The organism is Hymenobacter arcticus (assembly GCF_054779975.1).
Window position 1 is genome coordinate 36354 of the sequence record NZ_BAAGXF010000011.1, and the last position, 13426, is coordinate 49779.

Genomic DNA, 13426 nt, shown 5'->3' on the forward strand with positions numbered 1-13426 from the left:
TTTTGAATGCGTTGCTAACTAAGAATGGTCGTTCTTGACTCTTTACTTTTGCCAAAATCCCGTGTTACCGAAAGCTAGGCCTGCTACCCGCGGCTAATCCAGCCCCCGACGGTTACCGACTCTTTGTAAAGGAAACGACCCTTTCTTTTATATGGGTCAGGATGCTTTGTAAAGAAGAGTCAGGTTTCTTTACAAAGCCAGGCATGCTTGTGTAAGCTTCCCTCAAAATAATGCCAATACAAGCCAGCGTCTATCTACCTCTAGGCCCTGAAATGCGCGCTTTTTTGGGCTAGCATTACTAAGGATACGTTTAGGTTTTTTGTCGATATCCAAACACGTTCTCAATGATGTTGGGCAACCACCTCGGTAGTCTGTACACTGACCAAAGCAGATTATTTCTTTTTCTAAAATTTATCGACTTTACAAGAGGATAATACGATTTTAATGATAAGCTGTGATCAGAATAACACCTTAAATTACTTAATGGTTCAGCAAATATTCTCAACAAAAATGATAGATTATGATGCATCTTGTATAATGCTTTCATTTGATCTGATAATAAATAATTTATATGTTGATTAGGATCTAAAATAATTGCTTTCGCTTGCTTTATACCCTTTGTCTTCAAAGCATGAAGCCTGTGATTTCCATCTATAACAATAGATTTTTTAATCGCAAAGTGACGAGCAATAATAATTGGTGGTATCACATCCATCCTACTATAGTATGCCACTTTTTCTTGATTAACGTGCTCGGGATCGCTGTGGATATTATCGTTCTCTATTGAAATCATTACAGGTTTTATATTGTATAATTCCGGCTTTATAATCTTCCAGTGCAAATGATACAAGTCACCCTCTACCATCATATAAATTGGAATGCCAAACATTTGACATCCATCAATAGGGCCCTTTATTTTTAAGGATTTATTGATTGTTTCGGAATACCTTTCCAGTTCGTCCTCTACACCAGGAAATATTTTGTAAAAACCGTGTTTTGCAAATATAAAATTACAATAATCAAGTGTATTTTTTATTTGAAAACTTTCATCCAGATATTTCATATCACAAGTTAGTTGGTTTAATAATATACTATAAACACAAAAGCCTTAACTTAATAAGTTGAGTCTTATTTTAGAAAATCAAATTCCGCATAAGCTGGCGCAGTTCTTCTATACACTTTCTTTAAAAACAGGCTAGTTACATTGGAACCTGACAACTTGAGCCTAGCCCGAAAGGTGCGCCATACTGAGGCTCCCCATAATAAGTGCTAAAAGCTAGCCTAGGGGGTGCCTCAGTAGCTCAAGAAGTAGGTTCTAAATCATTGTTAGGAAACCGGTACTTTCTGACCCAACAGGCGCGTTCGAAAACCCTCTCGCGAAACGGTCCTGAAAACGGTGTTTTTGGGGCCGTTGGCGCAGGTAGGGCTAGTAGTCGAAGAACAGTAGTAGGGTAGCGCTTGAAAGCAGAATAGGCCAGCCATTTTTGTACCTGTAAAAAGCGCTCAACTACTTCGAGCTTTTGCTCATTCACTTCGTCATTTTACACGCTGCTGCGTAGAGAGCTTTTTTATGTAGACCGATAGCTTACCTCATGGCAAGGAGAGTAAGTTCATTTTTTAAAAATCAACCCTTCTCGAAGCTCTTTCTGTAAACAATCCTTCTCTTCATAGAGCAACCTATATTCAAATATTTTTAACTGAATTACCGACTCGATGGATAAGTAAGCACTAAAAGCGGTGCTGAATCCTTTCTTACAACTCCTGCACTTGTACCTGTATCTACCTGAGGGCGTTTCACCAGCGGCATCAATGGAGTACTTATCAGCCTGGCAGTAGGGGCATTTGAAATCATGGCGGTCAACCCGGTACTTAACAGCCTAAGTATCATTGAATAAGTATTCGTTGTTCTTCCAATCGATTAAGTCTAAGTTACGGTCCCTAACCAAGCCGATAAACTCAGCCTTTCGTTGTTGGAAACCAGCTCTATCAAAGTAATGGGCGACTGGTATCTTCACCAAGTAGTCTGCTCTGGGAAAGTAGAGGGCAATCGTGTGAATGGGGTAGATAGGCTTGCATTTTCTGGTATACATCAACGAAAGCAGATAGTAGCCAATTAACTGATTTAGATGCGAACGCTTGACGCTTAGCGTCGCGGTCACCTTCAGGTCAATCAGTACGCCATCAATGATTATATCTGCATCTGCCCCGCCGACTAAATCCCCTGCACGACCAAAGGTTGGGTTCAACACGCACTGGCGTTGAGCCAGGAAGGGATGCCAATTGACTGCGTGAAAAAGCTTCCTTACCTGTTCGACTTCAGCAGTTGCCTTTTCCTCGTCTGCCTCTTGCCTAAGCACATAATCAGTCCTGCCGGTACGGAAAACCACGTCAAGATTTGCTAAAAATAAGCAGGACTTTATCAGTTCTGTTGTTAGAATACCACTGCTGATAAATGCTTGGTGTTGGCGTTTGGCTTCCTCAAAAACGCTCAATAAGTCGGCAGCCGAAGGGTGGCTTCGAGTGGCTGACTCGGGCTTGGTGCGTCTTGCCTGATAGTTCACCATCCTATCCAAGCCGTGTTCAGCAATCCACTGGCTCGGTTCCTGTTGAAACTTCGCGTTAATTCGTTCGAGTTGAAATCGAAAGAGGTAGTCAAAAGCGGTTCCGATACGTGAGTAGTCTAGATTGGGGTGTACTTCCTTCGCTACCAAGATGGGAGCAGTAACTGCTGGAGTATTATTAGGAAAATGATACTTAAGCCAGTCAGTCAGGTTAGCGTAAGGTGGGTTTTGGAGAATGGCAGTCAAGCTCATGAGTACAATTTATGAATTAGGGCCTGCCACTAGCAAAACCCTACTACCTGCTAATTCCCAAGCTAACCTACTGAACCAAGGCTTCGCGTGAAAATATCAGTGAGTTATTCTAGTTGACTTAAAATCTGGTCGATGCGATTCCGCACGTCAAGTAGTTGTTCACGTAATGTATTGGAAGATGAAGCGGGAATGTCCGTTTCTACTTCCTCCTCATCACCAAATGGTGTAGCCCCAAAGCCTCCCCGGCCAAATTTTGAAGTGAAGTACATTCCACTTGAACTGATGTTGGGAGATACCGAATGCCGAAGTTGGTAGCGCGCACCATCGCCTAGCGTCAACTCACTGCTATCATCTGTAAACACCCCTGCGGTTGGTGGGGGTACTTCCGCTAGAAATTTCTGAAGTTGCTGCAAGCCTTCCTGAGCTTTGGGTAACACTTCAGCAAGTTGGCTGGTGTGTTGTAAATAGTCAGGAGCACCTACCTGCCGTTGTAGCTCCCTTAACCGTGACCACCACGTATTCTCACGTACTTGCTCGGCTTGGTTCCACCAGCCTTCCGCTAAGCTTAAGGGCACTCCTGGTGTATCATCCAGAGCGTAAACCTGCTTCCATAAGGCGTTAATGGGTGGGACAAGGGCATCAAGCAGCAACTGCGCCTGTTGCTTCAACGGCTTTAATAAATTGTATTCGTCATACCGATAGTTCTTAGCATGAGGAATTGCAAAAGTCCCTCTAAGTACTTGGGCATGGCGGGTAACCAAACTACCATACGATATTGGCAGCAGTCGCCACCGTCCTATCTCCTGCCCATCTAGCCATACTACAAGGTCTGCTATGCGAGGCTGCCGGTAAAAGATTTCTCCCTCCAAAAAGCTTGCGGGAGACATAAACCACTCCGCGCCAGTACTGGCGAACTGCTGTAATACATCAGCAACCCGCTGCATACTCAGTGGTCTTGTCTTCATTATTTCTTGTGTTGGTTCCATCTAACAAATCTGGTACTACTCCAAAGCATCAAATTAGCACCCCTCGGCTATAATTACTCTAGACCTTATTTAGTAGTCACTGGTAATTTTGCCGCTACTCGCAAGCTTAGTTCTGATTAAGAATTTAGTACGAAGGTTACATGCATATTCCCGAGATTACCGTTATCCTTAATGATTTAGAGGCCGGCACGATTACCTGGGAGCAGGCCCTGCAACGGGTAACGTCGCTGCCGAAAGTCTGGCAAACCGCTGAATGGAAAGAGAGACGGGCCACGCTAATCCAAGACAGCTGTGCGGTGTGCGCTACCACCAAGGGGCCATTTGTCTTACAGCATTTAACCCCGACGCTTACCTTTAAGGAAACGTGCCAGGTTGTAAAGGCGCAGCTTCGGGAGCAGCTGCTACCCGAAGTGGACGCACAGCTCACCGACCAGGAAGTGGCCGCTCACATCGGGCCGGGGGAGCCCCGGCAAATGTGCCCCCACTGCGGCTCGCTCAGCATCCGGCACCGTCCGACAATGGCCCCGCATTACGTATGTGGCAAGTGTGGACCTGGGGGCGCGGGTTTCGACCAGCCAGTGGCCGGGGCTTATTATGCCAGGCAGCGTACCACAGACCACGCTACGGCGATGGCTACGGCGCGTGAGTTTCTGGCCAGCTTCAATACCGTGGCTAAGCTCCGCGAGTACGACTACCAGATTCAACACGAAGCCACTTTACGCAGCTTAAAAGCTACACTGGCCTATCGGTCACTAGCCGATACGGCCACTTATTGCAAATCCTGCGCCTTTAAGGCAGACCAAGCTCTTATCAGACGCAGGGCATGGTAGGGCGGTGACTTTTTGCCGATGGTTGCAGCACCTGCTTTTAGAAACTAATCTAGGATTGCCAGTAAGTTATCCACTCGCTGCCGAATGTCAAGTAGCTGAGTACGAATTGCGCTTTCTAAGGATTGTTCAATAGCTTTTAATGGTTGGATTGCGTCTGGTTCAATTTCTGGTTCTTCATCAGGAAATTTATACGGCCCATAAACAATTTCTATTTCTGGCAGATACTCATACATCTTCATAGCAAGCTCTGAAGACATTCCGCGCCTCCTGAAGCTTAGCTGCGCCCAATCCCATCTACTTTCTTCGGCGCCAACAGTAGTCCGCTCACGCGCACCTGGTGGGCTGGTAGGGGGTAGAGAATTGGTTAAAAACTCCTTCAATAGCTGTGTTCCTTGCTGCACGGTGGGTAGCAAGTCGGGCAAGCAACTGGAATGCGAAGCGTAGCGAGGTGGGCCAACTTCACTCATAAGTTGCTGTAAAACCTGTCCTTTAGTAGTAATGAGGGTATGCTCAGCCTGTTTTAGCCAACTTCTAACCTGGCTAACTGACAAGCCCGCTGTCCGCTCAGTGCGGGCCATGCGGTATAGCAAGGCATTATATGGGGGAATAAGCTCAGCCAATACTTGCCCCGCCGTTGCTAAGCGGCTACTCACCTGGGCGTATTCATCATAAACAAAGCCCTTCGCGTGTGGAATAGCAAAGGGCCCTTCCGGTTGTTGCACCAATCCGCTAACCAGGCTTCCATAAGCCATCGCGTGTAGCGGCCAGCGGCCAAGTTCATGCCCTGCCTCCCATACTACTATCTCTAGAGCTGGAACTGCTGATTCGCGGGATAATAGCTGTGTCGCTGTCATATACCACTCGGCCCCGCTGCCAGTAAATGGCAAAAGGATTTCAGCTACTCGCTTTGTCCCAAGTAACTTATAGTTGCGGGATTTACTCGAACCAGTGGGCATATCAACGAATGGGTAGTAGAGGTGTTATGTTTTGGCTTCAGATTCGCGGCAAGTGCTCAACCGCCCGCTGCGCCGAACCAATTCCATTGCCAACCTCATAGTTTGTTACATCAATGTAACCTCGCTCAATATCGCGGCGGCTCAACTTCATACGGCGGCCATTTACATAGTCGAACATACTTGGCAAAGAACCTTCTTCTTCATCATACAGGAAGCCGCCTTCGTGTACCGGCTTAATTGCATAGTAAAGTTTCGCGCCTTCTTCCTCCATAATATTCTGGGGGTCATCCTGGTGAAAGCCCATACCCTGGGGGTTCGCCGCATTGTAAAGAGCGGTAAAAACGGCCACTTCATTCATACCTGCGGTATTTATATAGTGGTGGGCAAACTGCTTGCTGCGCGCTAGTTCCTCGGCCGACCTAAACTGGTCAATATATCCGTAAAACTCCTGCATAGCAAAGTGATAGTTGAAGCCGAAGCTAAGGAAATAGTATAGGCGTAGCTGCTCATCCTGCTCCGCACCCAGCGCAGAGGTTGGGTCCGAAACACTTGGGGTTAATCGCCTCATTAACTGGAAAACCAGTAGCAGAAGCAGCGGTTTACTTAAGCTTATTTTTTGGTATTGGGTATCCGGTACGTGATAGATGAACTTAGATACATCGTTCAGCAACTGGTCGATGAGTTCTAATGGCTCACGAAAATCCCGTTCTTCATCTGCCGCATTCTCTCGTCGCTCTCGCAGCTCCAAACGCGTGGTCTCGGCTAGTTCGAGCATCATGTCACGCTGGCGGGGCGTAAACTCAAATTGATGGTAGTCTATTTCCGATTGCATAGGTGGGTATGTAAGAAATGAAGCGGACTAAGGCACTACGTGCCAATCTGCATATGTTTCTACTTTTCGATACTTGAAAAGTGGTTTTGGCACTGGTTGAGAAGCGATAAGCATTGCCTCACACCCCAGGGAGCCCTTGACGGAAATATGAGCTGTTACCTGCTGTTCCAGGTACTGAAATTGGTATTCTCCATCTGCCCGACCGGCTAACACTTGCTCAAAATTAATGAGGCTGCGAACCTTAGCCTGTATGTCCGGTGTGGCATCAGTGGCCGTTTCAAAAAACGGGGCTTTGCGAATCTTCTTTACTTTATAAGTCGCCACTAAGGTTTCCGTCTGGCGCGCATATTTATCCGGCTCGAATTGAAGTCCGGTCAATGTTTTAACTTTAAACGTATCGCGAGCAATAGCTACTTTTCCGATACTGAACTTAATTAACGGTTGAATCTTCGTTAAATCAATAGTGATTCCGCTCCCTTCTCCTACCGACACCTCCCCGATTTCATCAACTGTTACAGGAATAAAGAACTGCTGGGACTTAACGCCCTGATAGTAGGCAATAAGATTTTGCGGGTTGCCTGTAAAGCGTTGGCAGGTGGCTAATTCATCTCCGCTAAATACTTTGCCTGCTGCAATTTGCTCCTTCAATACGTTGTAGGCTTGCTGTTGCTCAGACTTACGTTCAAGAGCTTGCTGCTTCGCCGCCGAAGCAGCCTCACTGACAGTGGGTACGCTTGATGTTACAAAGAGTATCCTTTGCCCAAACAGCTTCATGGTTGGGTTCCACTCAGCATCATATTGAATCTGCTGCCTTTGTTGCCTGTCCTCTTCCCCAAGCGGAAATACAACCAACCAAGAAGTACTGCTATAATAAGTTACTCGGTCGGACTTCGTTTCCTTCCGGGTAATACGCCCCGTAATATTAGGACGAATAGCTCCCCGCTCAGTTGTGATGGCAAAGCTAGTAGGATAAATGATGATTTTACCTCCACCGAATTGCTGACCGCCATTTACATAATATCCTTGCCCGTTTCGAACTGGCACCCGTTCATCCAATATTGCAGGATTCCATAAAAGTATTTTATAAGTTCGCTGAGCGTTTCCCAGTAAAGGAGAAACTAAGAAGAGAACGGATAGTGCCACTTTTAAATACCGACATTCTGCTAAAAAATCATGGGCAGCAAAAGTAATTTTCATTTCATGTATTAGTTTTTTTGATTAATGCAATGCGTAGAGGGAGAAGCTAGCTGGTTTTGCTTTTAGATTTTTTATTAAGATTTTCTTCAATAATAATATGCCACGAAAAGCGTAAAATATGCGTTTTTGTTTTTAAGGTAAACTGATCAAGCGTACCGCTTATTTCTTCTATGTTGAGCGTATCGATGTGAAAGGCTAACACGTTGGGCTGCGGCTTAGTATGCCACCATTTCTGCTTCCTTCTGGACTCATATATTAGATTGATATAAAGGTTATTATCCCACATTTCAAAGTCGGTTTTCTCATAGTGTTCCTTTGAGCGGGAATCAGTGCCTGGTGCCCGCGATACAAAACCGTTTCCATTGATGCGGAAGTAATTATCAATAATTAGAGCGGAAGCCCCAATAGCTTCGTCTCCACTAAAGGAAAATTCAACCCATTTTTTTATAAATGCTGTTTTACCAAGCGATTCGTACTGTTGTTCCAGATGCGCCTTTCGCAGTTTTTGCAGTTATATAAGGTTCGGGTTCGTTTTACCCAAAATGGTCTGCATATAAATATCAGTGTGATATTTTATGTTCTTTGCGGCCATGAATGCCTTATCTACTTCATCGAAAGTACCTACTCGTGTAGGCGTTCCTTGATAGCCAAAAACATGCAGGCCGCGAACTGGATAAAATGACATAAAAGCCAGCTTGAAGTGGGTATGGATTTAACAGGTGCTGGCAATAGGCTGCCTTACTTACTCGGTTACTAAGCAGCGCAGGTATCCTGCGGCTCTATATGACAAACCTGCGCCATGATAACCAGCATATCAAGTAGGGGCTTCACCTTGTCAACTTTGGTACGCCAGAACCGTGGTGCTACTTGGGCGCTGCTCAAGGCTTCGCCGGCTGCCGGCTGGATAATGGCGCGCACGGCGGGCATTTGCTGGGCTAGCCCGGCGCCCCCATCATTGAACGTCACAGCCCGCTCTGGCACATAGGTGTCCTGGGTGGAGCTGTCGGTAGTGGGGTAAGGGCGGGGTACGCCCGATAAGTCGCAGAAGTCTTGCAGAAACAGCACGTAGTTAGCTCGCGCCACGCCGCCTGACTTCCGCCAGCGGCTTTCAAAATCCTGGTATTGCACGGCGCAAAATACACGTTTCTTCATCAGCTTTAGCTCCCCCCAATACGGCCTCGCCCGCTGCTCAGGATTTGCCTCAGCAGCGGGCTTTTTTGGCTCCTAACCAACGGCCCCGTTTTAGGCAAGTTTCAAAAAGTGCCCATGCTGCCTGGAGACGCATTTTTTAGATGGCCGATTTCGTGTCCTTTTTTAAAAGCACTTCGATTTGGAAGTTTGATAACCGGGAGTTAGCAAGAAAATTAGCCTCGCGGCTTTTCGGTGTATGCAGCCGCGTCAACCAGCCCTCCCATCCGACCTACTTATAGCCCTACCCTGAATGCTCTTCCCTTCATCCCAAGCAAGCTATTTGTGTTGACAGGGCGCGCACTGCTCCTCCTTCCTTTTTCTATGCTAGCTGCGGTGACCGCTTCCTCTCACCGAAGCATACTACTTTAAAAAGTGCCTCTACAAGCTTGAATCAGTCTTATTACACTTTCGTCCTATTACTAAACACTGAATTCGTGCTTTTTGGGGCTTGCTAATTTTGCACCACCACTTCAGTAGTGGCCGCTTTGAACGTCTTTCTGCCGAGCTAATAAATTAACTACAACTCTTATGAACATGCGTACAATTTTATTCCTTTCTATCCTTCCTAATACTACCCCAGCTGGTTTATGGAAAGTCCTTGGGACTATTGCCGAACGAATGCCCGCAGACCAGCTTATCTGGCTGGCCTTGATGCTCTGCGTATTAATCCTGGGGATTATCTGGCTAGCCTATCGGGCCATTAGTCACCTTGCTAAGAGCCGACACGCGGCAGCATTATTCGGGCTCATTAATCAGCATGCTCGCCAGAAATCGGCTGTCAGTCCCTAAAACCAGAAACCCCGCTATACAGCGGGGCTTCTGGTTAATTAACAGACGTGCTAGGGGTGCATCAGCACAAACTCAGCGGGAATGTGCAGTTTGGTGTACAGGCGCCGGCCGAGGTCCATGTTCACTGCCCGCTTGCCATTGAGCACTTCACTTAGGCGGCTGTTCGTGATACCGAGTAGCTGTGCTAGCTCCTGCTTCTTCAGGCGATGCTCGAACATATAGCGCTCAATGCGAAAAACGAGCGAATCCGGCCGGACAGGCGCGTGACCGTGGCTGTCTTCGTAGGCTTCGAGGGCATTGCCCAGCGTCTCCATTTCCGCCAGGTTAGCGGGGTTGTTGCTGTCGAGGGCTTCCAGGCGGCTCATGCCTGCCTGGTACGCTGCATCATTTTGGATAGTCATGGTTACGGTCATTTATCATGTACAAGTAGCTAGTGGATAACCCCCTGGCTCATAGATTCGCTATATCGGTGATGCGGTCATACTCCGCGTGGGTCCCAATAAAGCGCACAAAAATCTGGCCGGTGAAGGCCGGCAATTGGGAGTAGTTAATCTTAACCACCATCCGGTAGCGGTTGCGCAGCAAGTTAAAAACCCAGCGGTTGTTCCCGACATGGGTCGCGCTCGGGTCAAAGGCTTTCACCTCAGCAGCGTTGGCCCAGTTGGCGGCCTTCATATCGTCGTAGAGCTCTAGAATGGCAGTCGCTACGTCTAGGTGTTCAACAGCATGTCTTCTAATTTTTTCTTTACTTAAAACATTCATAATCTGTTTGTTATTTTTTTACTTTATCCCATATCTCATTATCATAGTTGTTGGCTGCTCAATAGCTAACGTGACAAAGATATGATAAATTTACCAAAATCGAAAATAATTTACCACTAACAAAAATATCACACTTACTCATGCAGCCTACGTGGCCTTAACTGAGGTGGTCGGGTAAATGTGGACAGAATAAGGTCTTGTCTGTCGCATATCATGAAAGACAGCCTGCAACCCACCAAACGCCGCCGTTACGGTGCCTTCCGCGTCGGAGCATTGCGCTTTGCCGGCGCCCTCCCCGACGCAATTCGCTGCTCATGCTTTAAATATCATTCCCAAGCTACTGTGAGGTGGTCTAGCTAGGCCGCACAGAGTACATAGTGAGGTCGCTCATGACATTATGAATTTTTAATCAAGTATTCGAACGCTGACAGCAATTGATGCACGTCATCACTAAGCGGGGTTTGAAAGCCCGTGCCTTTGTGGTGCAGTCGGTAAGCGACTGGTTGTGCATAGGCGGTTCCACTGTTGCGCAGGTGGCCATCTTCCGCTATCATTTCCACTTCTTCGTTTTCACACTCACGAGCGAACAGTTGAAACGCCTGAATATCGGCCACCAGAAATGGCAGCCGGTCAGGTGGTAAATCAACCAGCTCAAGATACCTTTTAGCAACAGCTTGTATTTGACCGTCCGGGACATCCAGCAGCTTGATGGGTGGGCGGACCAGCAGGCCACTCATCCCTTCGTGCGCTGGCTTTACTGCCGACTCAAATGACGGGAAGCCATTCTCTTTTTCAAGGGCGCGCAGGGCTTGCAATAGCTCATCTGCGGGCTGAGGGCTTAGTTGGTTATTATAGCGAAGTTGGAAAAGCGCTTGTAGCTCGTAAGCCGTGCTGAGTGCGTGGTGCGCCTCCTTGAACAGGCCCAGGCTCCGAAAAAGTGAATGAGCTTCCCCGCTGGCATTATACTTTCGATTGTACTGCGTGTGTAGCACATCTGTAAGCACAATCGGCTTGTCGAAGTGACCCATCATGAGGCAGTAGTGCAACGCGAAGAAAAAACGGCTACTGTAGAGCAGCGCATGGGCATTAAGCAATTGGTCGCTTTCTGCCTTGGCATATGCAGCCACCGACTCTACTGCTTTGATGGCCTGCGTGACCAGTGCATTGATGGCTTGGGCTCGCTCAAAGCGAGTAAATGGCGTGACCGGAATACCGAATTTGTCACCAACTTTAATTTGGCTGGCAAGCTTCAGCAGCTGTTCGCACCCATAGGTGTGCAGGTTTTCGCTGTTGAAAAGCTTGAGCAGCTGCTTGTCTTTTTCCGCAATCGGGGCCGCCTCGATAGCGGGAAACAAGTCGGTAATCACGGCCGCGTCGGGAATTGCGCTACCATCAAAATCCTCCACAAGCCTGATGTGGATGCTATTTATCTCAAATGTCAGCTTATTCAGGGGGGAATGGGTGCTGGCTTGAAGGGCGGTTAGCTTGTCGAGGTACGTGCTGGGAGAATTCTCTCCTTTTATAAAATCGGCCCGGATATGAGCAAACTCCAATAGTTCCAGTGAAGCCGCGTCGAACTCCTCGCGTCGACGAAAACATTTATTCAGAAAATATTCACCCTCAATAACATTGCCGGCCTGAATATATGTTAGAGCTGCAAAAAACAGCAAGGTTTTGGAGGCACTTATCCGTGGGGCGGGTAGCCGCCCAAATAGGTCCAGAAGCAGGGGGAATTCCTGCTGATTGTGCAGCAAGCCACTAAACTCTTCCAGCAGGTCCGCCATCTGCTGTGGGTCTGTGATATCAAAGGGCGGCTTGCCCGATGCCGTGGGAACCACAGCCGTCAGGTCGTAGCGGCCACCGTAGTTGAGCAGCAGCAGTTGATGCCGATGATGGGCTTGCGTAAACTTTTGGTGCAGCGTTAGTAGCGCGACCGCGTCGAGGGGCTGCGCAAGTAACTGGATGGTTACGGTTTCCTGGGGCCACCAGTCCCGCTCGCCGTGCTGCGCGTTTAGCCGAGCCACGATATCCTCTACATAGTCGAAGTAGCAGGTGGCGGTAGCATCATCGTACAGCACAATGATGCCGCTAACGGGGGCGCGCCGGCACAAATAGCCCAGCCGGGAAGTTTTGAAGACAAGTGGCGCAAAGGATTTTCCGTTGCGTTCAACTAGTACGACTTTCGCCGTGCTCTTAATCTGGACGGGAAACATCTGCGACGCGGCTCCACTCTGGTGCATCAACTCCACGTTGAGGTCGACTCCGTAATCGGGTTCCTCGACCCGGCTGATGAAGCCGCGGCGGCGCGTTAACAAGGACTTCACGGCATTGACCGATTCCTCGCTTTTTTTCGCATTTTCGTCTACTATCGGCTCGTCCCAGAAGGCCATCGTTACAACTACCGCGGAGCAGTATTTTAGTGGTTAGAAAGAGGTTTTCGGCCATTGGTGCTGATTCTACCAATAGGAGTTCTGCTGCCGGAAGTGGGGCCGGGATGCCTCAAACTTGGTTTTATCGCGGTTGTAAAGCTGCTGGGCTTCGGGTAGCGCAATCATCTCGGGCTCGACCAGTTCCTTTACCCGTGGCGGTAGCTGAAACGGGAATTCCATATTGCGGCCTTTCAGCAGCCCCGATGTGGCGGCCACCGACAGGATGCGTTTGTTGCGGAGCGAAAGAACGGCGGGGTCCTGCATGGGCAGGTCTTGTACGTCGGAATCGAAGAGAAAAAACTCGCGCAAAATGGCCTGTTCCTGCCCGCTGAGCGCCCATAGGTTTTTCACAATAGCCTGGCGATAATCAGCTTGAAAGCGGCGGCGCGCTATGCTGCGGCCGATGGCCCGGCCTAGCAGCAGCACCATTATGATTACGCTAAAGATGAAAATCAGGCCCTGGAAATCAGTTATCCAGGTTGGTAGGCGGGTGAGCTGAAACAATGTAGCGCCGGCGGGCCAGAACAATAGGATGCCCGTGGTAAGCGCCAAAATAAGGCAGAGCGGTACCACGTACTTTTCAGTCGCGGTGATGATGGAATCGGCAGTGTTGTCGGCCATAGTGATTGGGATTGCAGCAG

General features: G+C 48.2%; 12 protein-coding genes. 1 reads left to right on the forward strand and 11 read right to left on the reverse strand.

Annotated elements, in window-relative coordinates; translation table 11 throughout:
* Positions 1 to 310: 310 nt before the first annotated feature.
* The 3 genes from ACYVGC_RS17185 to ACYVGC_RS17195 form a co-directional block, all read right to left on the reverse strand.
* Positions 311 to 1063 (reverse strand): ParB N-terminal domain-containing protein, encoded by a 753-nt coding sequence (locus tag ACYVGC_RS17185; RefSeq protein ID WP_460585081.1) that lies wholly within the window; start codon positions 1061 to 1063, stop codon positions 311 to 313.
* Between the two features lie 814 nt (positions 1064 to 1877).
* Positions 1878 to 2813, reverse strand: a complete 936-nt coding sequence (locus tag ACYVGC_RS17190; RefSeq protein WP_460585082.1) for a hypothetical protein — start codon at positions 2811 to 2813, stop codon at positions 1878 to 1880.
* 104 nt (positions 2814 to 2917) lie between these two features.
* Positions 2918 to 3799, reverse strand: a complete 882-nt coding sequence (locus ACYVGC_RS17195; RefSeq protein ID WP_460585083.1) for a hypothetical protein — start codon at positions 3797 to 3799, stop codon at positions 2918 to 2920.
* 140 nt (positions 3800 to 3939) lie between these two features.
* Here ACYVGC_RS17195 and ACYVGC_RS17200 point away from each other — a divergent pair, with 140 nt between their 5' ends.
* On the forward strand, positions 3940 to 4629 hold the full coding sequence (locus ACYVGC_RS17200; RefSeq protein ID WP_460585084.1) for a hypothetical protein: 690 nt from the start codon (positions 3940 to 3942) through the stop codon (positions 4627 to 4629).
* 44 nt (positions 4630 to 4673) lie between these two features.
* Here the strand turns inward: ACYVGC_RS17200 and ACYVGC_RS17205 are convergent, their stop codons facing one another.
* From ACYVGC_RS17205 to ACYVGC_RS17240, 8 genes are all read right to left on the reverse strand, one after another.
* Positions 4674 to 5585 carry a hypothetical protein gene (locus ACYVGC_RS17205; RefSeq protein WP_460585085.1) on the reverse strand — a complete coding sequence of 304 codons (912 nt, stop codon included), beginning with the start codon at positions 5583 to 5585 and terminating at the stop codon, positions 4674 to 4676.
* A 37-nt stretch (positions 5586 to 5622) separates the two neighbouring features.
* Entirely contained in the window at positions 5623 to 6417 is a 795-nt protein-coding gene (locus ACYVGC_RS17210) for a hypothetical protein (RefSeq protein ID WP_460585086.1), read from the reverse strand.
* A gap of 27 nt (positions 6418 to 6444) precedes the next feature.
* The gene (locus ACYVGC_RS17215) at positions 6445 to 7614 is read right to left on the reverse strand and encodes a hypothetical protein (protein ID WP_460585087.1); all 1170 of its coding nucleotides are present in this window, start codon (positions 7612 to 7614) and stop codon (positions 6445 to 6447) included.
* 753 nt (positions 7615 to 8367) lie between these two features.
* Complete coding sequence (locus ACYVGC_RS17220) at positions 8368 to 8766, reverse strand: hypothetical protein (RefSeq protein WP_460585088.1); 399 nt, start codon at positions 8764 to 8766, stop codon at positions 8368 to 8370.
* An 878-nt stretch (positions 8767 to 9644) separates the two neighbouring features.
* Positions 9645 to 10007: a helix-turn-helix domain-containing protein gene (locus tag ACYVGC_RS17225; protein ID WP_460585089.1), complete on the reverse strand. Its 363-nt coding sequence runs from the start codon at positions 10005 to 10007 to the stop codon at positions 9645 to 9647.
* A 37-nt stretch (positions 10008 to 10044) separates the two neighbouring features.
* Positions 10045 to 10356, reverse strand: coding sequence for a type II toxin-antitoxin system HigB family toxin (locus ACYVGC_RS17230; RefSeq protein WP_460585090.1), 312 nt, complete (start codon positions 10354 to 10356; stop codon positions 10045 to 10047).
* A 395-nt stretch (positions 10357 to 10751) separates the two neighbouring features.
* Positions 10752 to 12746 carry a DUF4365 domain-containing protein gene (locus ACYVGC_RS17235; RefSeq protein ID WP_460585091.1) on the reverse strand — a complete coding sequence of 665 codons (1995 nt, stop codon included), beginning with the start codon at positions 12744 to 12746 and terminating at the stop codon, positions 10752 to 10754.
* Positions 12747 to 12812: 66 nt separating this feature from the next.
* Positions 12813 to 13406: a super-infection exclusion protein B gene (locus tag ACYVGC_RS17240; RefSeq protein WP_460585092.1), complete on the reverse strand. Its 594-nt coding sequence runs from the start codon at positions 13404 to 13406 to the stop codon at positions 12813 to 12815.
* Positions 13407 to 13426 lie beyond the last annotated feature (20 nt).

Bases quoted from the DNA above. Each gene is read 5' to 3' on its own strand.
- ACYVGC_RS17185 (WP_460585081.1), bottom strand. From the start codon at position 1,063: ATGAAATATCTGGATGAAAGTTTTCAAATAAAAAATACACTTGATTAT.
- ACYVGC_RS17190 (WP_460585082.1), bottom strand. From the start codon at position 2,813: ATGAGCTTGACTGCCATTCTCCAAAACCCACCTTACGCTAACCTGACT.
- ACYVGC_RS17195 (WP_460585083.1), bottom strand. From the start codon at position 3,799: ATGGAACCAACACAAGAAATAATGAAGACAAGACCACTGAGTATGCAG.
- ACYVGC_RS17200 (WP_460585084.1), top strand. From the start codon at position 3,940: ATGCATATTCCCGAGATTACCGTTATCCTTAATGATTTAGAGGCCGGC.
- ACYVGC_RS17205 (WP_460585085.1), bottom strand. From the start codon at position 5,585: ATGCCCACTGGTTCGAGTAAATCCCGCAACTATAAGTTACTTGGGACA.
- ACYVGC_RS17210 (WP_460585086.1), bottom strand. From the start codon at position 6,417: ATGCAATCGGAAATAGACTACCATCAATTTGAGTTTACGCCCCGCCAG.
- ACYVGC_RS17215 (WP_460585087.1), bottom strand. From the start codon at position 7,614: ATGAAAATTACTTTTGCTGCCCATGATTTTTTAGCAGAATGTCGGTAT.
- ACYVGC_RS17220 (WP_460585088.1), bottom strand. From the start codon at position 8,766: ATGAAGAAACGTGTATTTTGCGCCGTGCAATACCAGGATTTTGAAAGC.
- ACYVGC_RS17225 (WP_460585089.1), bottom strand. From the start codon at position 10,007: ATGACCGTAACCATGACTATCCAAAATGATGCAGCGTACCAGGCAGGC.
- ACYVGC_RS17230 (WP_460585090.1), bottom strand. From the start codon at position 10,356: ATGAATGTTTTAAGTAAAGAAAAAATTAGAAGACATGCTGTTGAACAC.
- ACYVGC_RS17235 (WP_460585091.1), bottom strand. From the start codon at position 12,746: ATGGCCTTCTGGGACGAGCCGATAGTAGACGAAAATGCGAAAAAAAGC.
- ACYVGC_RS17240 (WP_460585092.1), bottom strand. From the start codon at position 13,406: ATGGCCGACAACACTGCCGATTCCATCATCACCGCGACTGAAAAGTAC.